Source organism: Mesorhizobium sp. M7A.F.Ca.US.008.03.1.1, from assembly GCF_003997495.1.
GTDB lineage: Bacteria > Pseudomonadota > Alphaproteobacteria > Rhizobiales > Rhizobiaceae > Mesorhizobium.
The window spans coordinates 286,956-294,878 of record NZ_RZRU01000007.1 but is presented as its reverse complement, the minus strand read 5'-3'; the positions used below and the strand labels follow the sequence as shown (position 1 = coordinate 294,878).

Below are 7,923 nucleotides of genomic sequence, written 5' to 3'. Positions count from 1 at the left end.
CGCGAACTTCTCGCAGGATCGACAAAACCAACGGCATCACAGCCTCCTCTGCTTCGAGAAAGCCTCTCAAGAATCCTTCTTCTGCTGCTTGGCAATACACAATCAACTTATCTGCGATTCCCCTGCCCTTGAGGGGGAGATGTCCGGCAGGACAGAGGGGGGTGCCTGGGCACCCGGCCTGTCGTGAGCAAACCATCAGAAATCCGCCTCCGATCCGGACGGATCGAAGACGTCGAAACCATCCACGCGGCGATCCTGAAACTCGGCACGCATATCGGTGCGCCCGAGGAGATCATTTCGACAGCAGATGATCTGCGCACTTACGGCTTTGGCGAAAAGCCCGCCTTCTCGACCCTGATCGCCGAGGTCGGCGGCGAATTTGCCGGCCTGTGCCTGCATTTTCCGATCTTTTCGACCTGGATGGGACGGCCCGGCGTCTATGTGCAGGATCTCTATGTCGAGGACCGCTTTCGCGGCCGCAAGATCGGCGAACGGCTGTTGCGGCACGTTGCGGCACAGTGCCGGCAGGAAGGCGGCGCCTATCTCAGGCTATCCGTCGACACCGACAATGAAAGTGCCAAGGCTTTCTACGAGAGGCTGGGCATCGCCTGGTCGAGCTACGAACAGACCCAGAAAATCATCGGCGAGGCGTTCTTTGCCTTCGCCGACGCACCGGAAAACGGGGAGCAGGAATGAAAGCCTTCTATGCCGAGGAACAGAAGCGCCACGACCCCAAGGCCTTCCTTTCGAGCGGCGCAGCACAGCCCAATCCGGAAAAGCCGGAGCGCGTCGAGAGATTGTTAGCCGGGGCATTATCTGCGGGTTGCACGATCGAACGACCTCGGGATCACGGGCTCGGTCCGGTCGCGGCGGTGCACACGCCGGAATATCTCGATTTCCTCGAGCATATCTACGCACGCTGGCAGCGCATCGAAGGCGCGTCGGCCGAAGTGATCCCCAACATCCATCCGATTGCGCGCAATGGTTCCTATCCGGCCTCGGCGGTCGGTCAGGCCGGCTATCACATGGCCGACACGGCTTGCCCGATCTCGGGCGAAACATGGCAGAGCGCGCTGTGGAGCGCCTGGAGCGCGGTCGATGCGGCCGAGACTGTGATGTCAGGCGCCCCGGCCGCCTACGCGCTGTGCCGCCCGCCCGGCCACCATGCCTTTGCCGATGTCGCCGGCGGCTTCTGCTTCATCAACAATTCGGCCGTCGCAGCTCAGGTTCTGCGCAAACAGGCTTCGCGTGTGGCGATCCTCGATGTCGACCTCCATCACGGCAACGGCACGCAAGGCATCTTCTATGCACGGCCGGATGTGCTGACCGTCTCGGTACATGCCGATCCCGTGCGCTTCTATCCGTTCTTCTGGGGCCATGCCGACGAGCGCGGCGAAGGGCCGGGCCTCGGCTACAATTTCAACCTGCCTTTGCCGCGCAAATCCGCCGACGCGGCGTTTCTCGAAGCGCTCGATGTGGCGTTCCAGCGCATCCGTGCCTTTTCGCCGGACGCGCTTGTCGTGGCGCTCGGCCTCGACGCGTTCGAGGGCGATCCGTTCGGCGGACTTTCGGTGACGACGCCTGGCTTCTCGCGCATCGGCGAGGCCATCGCAAAGCTCGGCCTGCCGACGGTCATCGTCCAGGAGGGCGGCTACCTCTGCGACGAGCTCGGCGACAATCTCACCGCGTTCCTCACCGGCTTCGGCGGCACGACGCGGTGAATGCCAGCGTCAGGAGCGTTGCTGCCTGAGCATGGCGATGACCCGATGCACGCTCTCCAGCGTCTCGTCGATTTCGGCTGTCGTGTTGTAGTGGGCAATGCCGATGCGCACGACGCCATGCTCGGCCGGAATGCCGAGCTGATGGACGATCTCCCAGGCGTAATTGTGCCCCGACCACAGGAAGATGTTCTCGGCGTTCATTTGCCGAACGATCGTTTCCGGCACGATGCCGTCGACGGTGAAGGAAACCGTCGGCACGCGCTCGCCAAGCCGCTTCGGATCGGTGATGCCATGGATCGTCAGACCTGAAATGTCGGAGAGGCCGTCGATCAGCTGTTGCGCCAGCGGGTTTTCATAGGCGATCGAAACCGCAAACGCCTTGGCAATCTTCCGCCTTCTTGAACCACCCACGCCCACCACCGCACCCAGGTCGGCAAAATAGTCGACCGCCGCCGTGAGGCCGGCCATCAACTCGATCTGCGGCGTGCCGAGCTCGAACCGCTCCGGCAGACCATTCGACGAGCAGCGGCATTTGTAGGGTGTCAGGCCATCGATGACGTCACGCCGACCCCACAAAATGCCCATATGCGGACCGAAGAATTTGTAGGCCGAGCAGATCAGGAAATCGCAGCCGAGCTCCTGCACGTCGATCAGGCCGTGAGGCGCGAATTGGACGGCATCGACATAGACAAGCGAGCCGGCATTCCTGGCTATCGCAGTCAGCGCCTTCACCCGGTTGATCGAGCCGGTCAAATTGCTGGCGTAGTTCAACGCGACCAGCCGTGTCTTGTCTGAAAGCAGACCAGCCAGCGTCGCCTCTTCGACCTGCCAGCTCTTGTCGTCAAATGGCAGCCAGCGCACGACGAGGCCGAGGTCCTCGGCCAGTTGCAGCCAGGGCGATACGTTGCCCTCATGGTCCATGCGGGTGAGGATGATCTCGTCGCCGGGCTGCATCGTGCGGCCGAGTGTGCGTGACATGTGATAGGTCAGCGTCGTCATGTTGGCGCCGATGATGATTTCCTCGGGGCTTGCGGCGCCGAGGAAATCGGCCATCGCCTGATGCGCCTCGTCGACGACAACTTGCGCGGCAATCGTCGTTTCGAAATAGCCGCCAAGGTTGGCGTTGGTGGTCAAGAGACAACGCGACACCGCGTCCGCCACCGCCTGTGGCACCTGCGTGCCGGCAGGGTTGTCGAGATAAATGCGGCGGCGACCCTTGTCGGTCAGGGAGAGAGCGGGGAATTTCCCCCGGATAGCCTCGATCGGAAAATTCACCATTGTCTCCACCCTCTTGTCATTTCTGGATAATTCCAGGCCAATCAAGGACAGGGATTGCCGACCCGCTGGTGGATCGCATCCACTGACTTCTGCATTTCGTCGGTCCAGGTGACGTCGACAGAAGACAGCGCCATGTCGAGCTGCGAAAGCGTCGTTGCGCCGACGATGTTGGATGTTACGAACGGCCGGCTCGCGACATAGGCATTGGCAAACAATGCCGGCTCCAGGCCAAAGGAGCGCGCCAGCTCATTGTATTCAAGTTGTGCTTCGGCGGCACCTGGCGTCTCGTAGCGCTGGCCGCGATTGAACAACTGCGTGCGCGAGCCCTGAGGCCGCGCGCCGTGGTCGTACTTGCCGGTGAGATAGCCCTGTGCCAGCGGCGAATAGGGCAGCAGCGACACTTGCTCGCGCTCGCAGACCTCGGCGAGGTTCACCTCAAAGGTGCGGTTGACGAGATTGTAGGCGTTCTGGATCGACGCGACGCGCGGACCGATCCCTTTGTCAGCCTCCGCAAGGAAGCGCATCACGCCCCAGGAACTCTCGTTTGACAGGCCGAAATGGCGGATCTTTCCCGCCTTCACCAACTCGTCGAACACGGCAAGCGTCTCGGCGACCGGCGTTTCGTCGGCCGGCGCGCCGACAGAATCGGCGCGTGGCGATACGGCGCCGACGCGCGTTGGGTTGGCGCCCCAGGGGATGTCCCGTTCAGGCCAATGGATCTGGTAGAGGTCGATATAGTCGGTGCCGAGCTTGGCCAGCGACTTGTCGATGGCATCAAAGATATCGGCGCGCACCAATTGCGACGGCCTGTCGCCGCGAAACCAGCTGTTGGCCGTGCGGCCGACGACCTTCGAGGCCAGGATCACCTTGTCGCGGTTGCCCTTGGCTTTCATCCAGCTGCCGATGATCTTTTCGGTCCGCCCTTGCGTCTCCGCCTTGGGCGGGATCGGATAAAGCTCGGCGGTGTCGATGAAATTGACGCCGCGCGAGAAAGCCAGGTCCATCTGGGCGTGGCCTTCGGCCTCGGTGTTCTGCTGGCCCCAGGTCATGGAGCCCAGGCAGATCTGGGTAACAAGAAGATCGGTCCGACCGAGACGGCGTTTGTGCATGGAATTGGGCTCCGGAGGAAGGCTGGCGCGACTGCGCGGGAGGAAGCCGCATCTATAGGGAAAGCAGAGGCGCTCTCCAAGCCTCGGCAGATCGACTTTTGCGTGAACCAGCGGCGTTAGCGGCGAGCACCGGCCAGTGCACGGCGCTTGGCCTCGTCGATCAGCATATTGGCCACTTGCATGCGGATCATGGCGCGCTGGCGCAGATGCGGGGCGACACGGTCGGGATGGTTGGCAAAGGCAAAGCTGCGGCGCATGCGACCGAAATCGGCGACCTGCTTGGGCTGATTGAGGCCGAGTTCGACGGCGATGGCTTCAGGATCGATCGGCGGCAGTTTCTCCTCGGGCTTTGGCTCTTCGCCGGCGAGAGCCAGCTTGGCATGATCGAGCAAGGCGGCGAATTCAGTCGCCAGATCCGCGCCCGCCTCGCGATATTCGGCAGCGGAAACCTTGATACGGCCGGAATGGAGTTCATCGGCCACCGAGAGATAGTCGAACGGGATGGATGGGCGAGCGCCGGCCTCTTCGCCCTCGCCATTCTTATCGGGGGCGATGAAGAGGTCGTCGAGCAACGAAGCGAAATCCCGCTTGGCGCCAGTAGCGATGTCAGCCTCCCCCTCGCCCGACCATTCGGGTATCGAAGCATAGAACCGGCTCGTTAAAAATGCATGGCACCGATCTTAACGAATTTAGCCGTCGAGGAAAAACCGGCCACGTAGCCAGCATTCGAGGCTACGATGCGCGTCGGCCAAAAGTTTCATCTGGTTGCAGAAAATGGCGAAAAAAATCGCCAAGACATGGCAGGTATGCAAATGCTGCACTGCACAATTGTCACGATTCACCTATATTGGCAGTTGTGGAGGACCAATTTGGGGCTTGAATCATGGGTTTCTTCACTGAAATGTTCGCCCGGCCTCGGCCGCAGGAACACCTGAGATACCGCTCGGCGCTCGCGCTGCTTCATTCGATGAGCAATGCCGACCGCGCCGACATCGGGATCAAGCCGGCCGACTTCCCCCGCATCGCCCGCGAAATGTCCGTTCGCTAGCTACACCCGGTGTTCAAGATGTCCCGGATCGGTCCGGGACATCTCCAAAAACCAATTCCTTAGCGCGATCCCAGGAACGTCGCCTTGCCCAACGGCACGCCGTTGTGGCGAAGGATGTCGTAGGCGGTGGTGAGATGGAAATAGAAATTGGGCATGGCCACATGCAGCAGATACTGCAGGCCGGGCATCGAACTTTCCCGTCCGCCAAGCTTCAACTCGATGATCTTGTCGTCGGAGCCGTCGAACTCGGCAGCCGAAAATGTCGCGAGAAGGTCGAGCGTCTTCGTGATGCGAGCCTGGATATCGGCAAAACTCGCCTCATTGTCTTCGTATTTCGGCACTTCGCGGCCGGCGAGCCGTGACGGCGCGCCCTTGGCATGATCGGTGGCGATCTGCACCTGCCTGGTCAAGGCGAACATGTCTGGCGCCAGCCGCGCCGTCAGAAAAACCTGCGGGTCTATCTTGCGGTCCAGCGCATTCTGTTCGGCGGTCGCAAGCACATTGGAAAACGCTTTCAGCCTGGCTGAAAACACGGGCACGGATGCCTCATACATCGATATCGTCACGTCAAATCTCCTGCCCGGCCGAACGCCGGCGGACGCGACGTAGCGCCTTCGCGCGCGATTCTTCAAGACCGTCGACCCTGCGTCACCACGTTGCCGCAATCGCCGTCGTAGAATCCTCTTATCGAGCGGAGGTTCCCGATGAGACGCGCCCTTTTCGCAGCGACTGCCTTTCTCTCCCTTGCACCGATCGGCCAAACGGTATTGGCCGCCGACGATGCCTCCAAAGCGCCCTATGTCGACGATCGGTCGAGCGCCGATGCTGTTGTGCGTTCGCTCTACAGCGCCATCAGCCGGCACGAATTCGCCCGCGCCTGGGGGTATTTCGGCGATACAAAGCCAGCAAAGGATTTCGACAGTTTCGTCAAGGGCTATGACGGCACCGACAACGTCGAGGTCTTGACCGGGGCTGTCTCGGACGAAGGTGCGGCCGGCAGCATTTTCTACAACGTCCCCGTCGCCATCCGCGCCACCGACAAGAGCGGCGGCGAAAAGGTCTTTGCCGGCTGCTATACGCTGCGCCAGGTGAATGCCCAGATCCAGGCGGAACCACCTTTCGATCCGATCCATATCGAAAAAGGCGCGCTGAAACCCTCCACCGCCGGTTTCGAGGAAGCGCTGCCGCCAAGCTGCGGCGACGGGCCGCCGCCACCGAAGAAGGACACCGCGCTGGAGCAGGCCAGGAAGGCGTTTCTGGCAACCTATGGCGGCCAGTGCGACAAACAGTTCCTGGCCGACGAGCCGACGGTCTTTTCAATCAGATACAAGGACAAGGATGCGCAGCCCGGCGACCCCGACAAGGAGACGCGGCTGTTCCATTTTTCCTGCTCGGCCGCCGCCTACAATGAAAGCTCGGTCTACTACATGACCGACGAGATATCGGCCGTGCAGCAATTGCAATTCGCCGAACCCAAGATGGACATCCGCTACGAGAACAATGACAGCAACGGCAAATTGCTGGGCATGAGCATCGTCGGTTTCCAGACGTCCGGCTGGGCGGTCAATTCCGACTATGACGAGGCCACCCAAACGATCACCACATTCAACAAGTGGCGCGGGATCGGCGATGCTTCCGACGCCGGCACGTATCTGTTTCGCAACGGCAATTTCTCGCTGGTCCAGTACGACGTCGATGCATCCTATGACGGCGAGCAAAACCCCGAGACTGTCGTCGACTACAACACTGCGCCCTGAGCGTCACACGGGCCTGCAGGCAGCGCTAGGGCGACTTCGACAGCATCCAGTTGAGCGTGCCGCGCCAGTCGGTCATGCGGATCGGCGTGCCATGGGTGCCGGTCTCGAAGCGGACGAAATGGGTCGGGTAAGTCTTCGATTTGGCCAGGATCGAGCGAAAGAATGCTTCCTGATTCGCCACTGGGAAGACCACGTCGTGACTGCCCTGGCCGAAAAAGACCGGCACACGGCGCTTGAAAGCAGGGCTGGCGAAGAAGCTCTCATCCCACAGCGAGCCGAGCAGCAGCAGGCCGCTGATGCGGCCGCCCATGTCCTTGCGCGCGGCAAGCTTCCAGCACAGCGCGCCGCCCATCGAGCCGCAGGCGACGAAGATCTTCGCGCCTGGAGATTGTTCGGCATAGTGACCGATCAGCGCTGCCACCTGCGCTGCTCCCTTGTCGCCGAAATCGGTAAAATCCGGGCTGAGATAGAGGCCGCCATTGCCGGCCATCAGGTTCTTGAGCCGGTTGAAATTGCCGCCGAAGGTGAAGTCGTCGACACCCTGCTTGCGGCTGCCGCCCTGCCCGTGCAGGTAAAGCACGATGATGCCGGCGCCCTCGGTCTTGCCGACGGCGACATGCCTGACATCGCCGGCATCGGTTTTCAGCAACAGATCCTGCTGCACCTTGCGCACGCTGGTGTCGGTATATTGGGCGTTCACCCGGCGCTCGGGCACCTGGTCACGCTGGTTGATGTCACGCATCTCGCGGTAATCGATGACCGTGTAGGCGCCGTTGGTGTCGGACGACAGCGTGACCGGATAGGCGAAGAGATCGTCCTTGAAGGGTTTTAGTTCGAGAGCGGCAGCGTGGGCGGCATAAGAAAGCAAGAAAAGCATGGCTGTGAGGACTGCGCGGCACGCCCCCCTCTGACCTGCCGGCCATCTCCCCCTCAAGGGGGGAGATTGGATGCGCCTTCGGCTTTCGCCAATCTCCAAAGCAAGATGGACGCCGCCGTCGAAACTGCCGATC

9 protein-coding genes are annotated in these 7,923 nt (G+C 61.5%); 4 read left to right on the top strand and 5 right to left on the bottom strand.

The window, feature by feature from the left end; translation table 11 throughout:
• Positions 1-183 precede the first annotated feature (183 nt).
• Both EOA16_RS12680 and EOA16_RS12675 read left to right on the top strand, forming a co-directional pair.
• A complete protein-coding gene (locus EOA16_RS12680) occupies positions 184-696 on the top strand; it encodes a GNAT family N-acetyltransferase (protein ID WP_164754233.1) in 513 nt (170 codons plus the stop codon).
• Positions 693-1,721 (top strand): histone deacetylase family protein, encoded by a 1,029-nt coding sequence (locus tag EOA16_RS12675; RefSeq protein WP_127258346.1) that lies wholly within the window; start codon positions 693-695, stop codon positions 1,719-1,721. Before EOA16_RS12680 ends, EOA16_RS12675 begins: the two co-directional genes overlap by 4 nt.
• A gap of 9 nt (positions 1,722-1,730) precedes the next feature.
• Here EOA16_RS12675 and EOA16_RS12670 read toward each other — a convergent pair whose 3' ends face one another.
• The 3 genes from EOA16_RS12670 to EOA16_RS12660 form a co-directional block, all read right to left on the bottom strand.
• Positions 1,731-2,999, bottom strand: a complete 1,269-nt coding sequence (locus tag EOA16_RS12670; protein ID WP_164754232.1) for a cysteine desulfurase-like protein — start codon at positions 2,997-2,999, stop codon at positions 1,731-1,733.
• A gap of 41 nt (positions 3,000-3,040) precedes the next feature.
• The gene (locus tag EOA16_RS12665; protein WP_127258342.1) at positions 3,041-4,108 is read right to left on the bottom strand and encodes an aldo/keto reductase; all 1,068 of its coding nucleotides are present in this window, start codon (positions 4,106-4,108) and stop codon (positions 3,041-3,043) included.
• Positions 4,109-4,224: 116 nt separating this feature from the next.
• Positions 4,225-4,680: a hypothetical protein gene (locus EOA16_RS12660; RefSeq protein ID WP_127258340.1), complete on the bottom strand. Its 456-nt coding sequence runs from the start codon at positions 4,678-4,680 to the stop codon at positions 4,225-4,227.
• A gap of 311 nt (positions 4,681-4,991) precedes the next feature.
• Between EOA16_RS12660 and EOA16_RS12655 the strand changes: the two genes are divergently transcribed.
• Positions 4,992-5,156, top strand: coding sequence for a hypothetical protein (locus EOA16_RS12655; protein ID WP_023706483.1), 165 nt, complete (start codon positions 4,992-4,994; stop codon positions 5,154-5,156).
• 59 nt (positions 5,157-5,215) lie between these two features.
• On the opposite strand, the gene EOA16_RS12650 is transcribed toward EOA16_RS12655, so the two are convergent.
• On the bottom strand, positions 5,216-5,722 hold the full coding sequence (locus tag EOA16_RS12650; RefSeq protein ID WP_127258338.1) for a DUF1993 family protein: 507 nt from the start codon (positions 5,720-5,722) through the stop codon (positions 5,216-5,218).
• A 138-nt stretch (positions 5,723-5,860) separates the two neighbouring features.
• Here EOA16_RS12650 and EOA16_RS12645 point away from each other — a divergent pair, with 138 nt between their 5' ends.
• On the top strand, positions 5,861-6,913 hold the full coding sequence (locus tag EOA16_RS12645) for a DUF1176 domain-containing protein (protein ID WP_127258336.1): 1,053 nt from the start codon (positions 5,861-5,863) through the stop codon (positions 6,911-6,913).
• Between the two features lie 25 nt (positions 6,914-6,938).
• Here EOA16_RS12645 and EOA16_RS12640 read toward each other — a convergent pair whose 3' ends face one another.
• Positions 6,939-7,790, bottom strand: coding sequence for an alpha/beta hydrolase (locus tag EOA16_RS12640; RefSeq protein ID WP_127258335.1), 852 nt, complete (start codon positions 7,788-7,790; stop codon positions 6,939-6,941).
• Between the last annotated feature and the right edge of the window lie 133 nt (positions 7,791-7,923).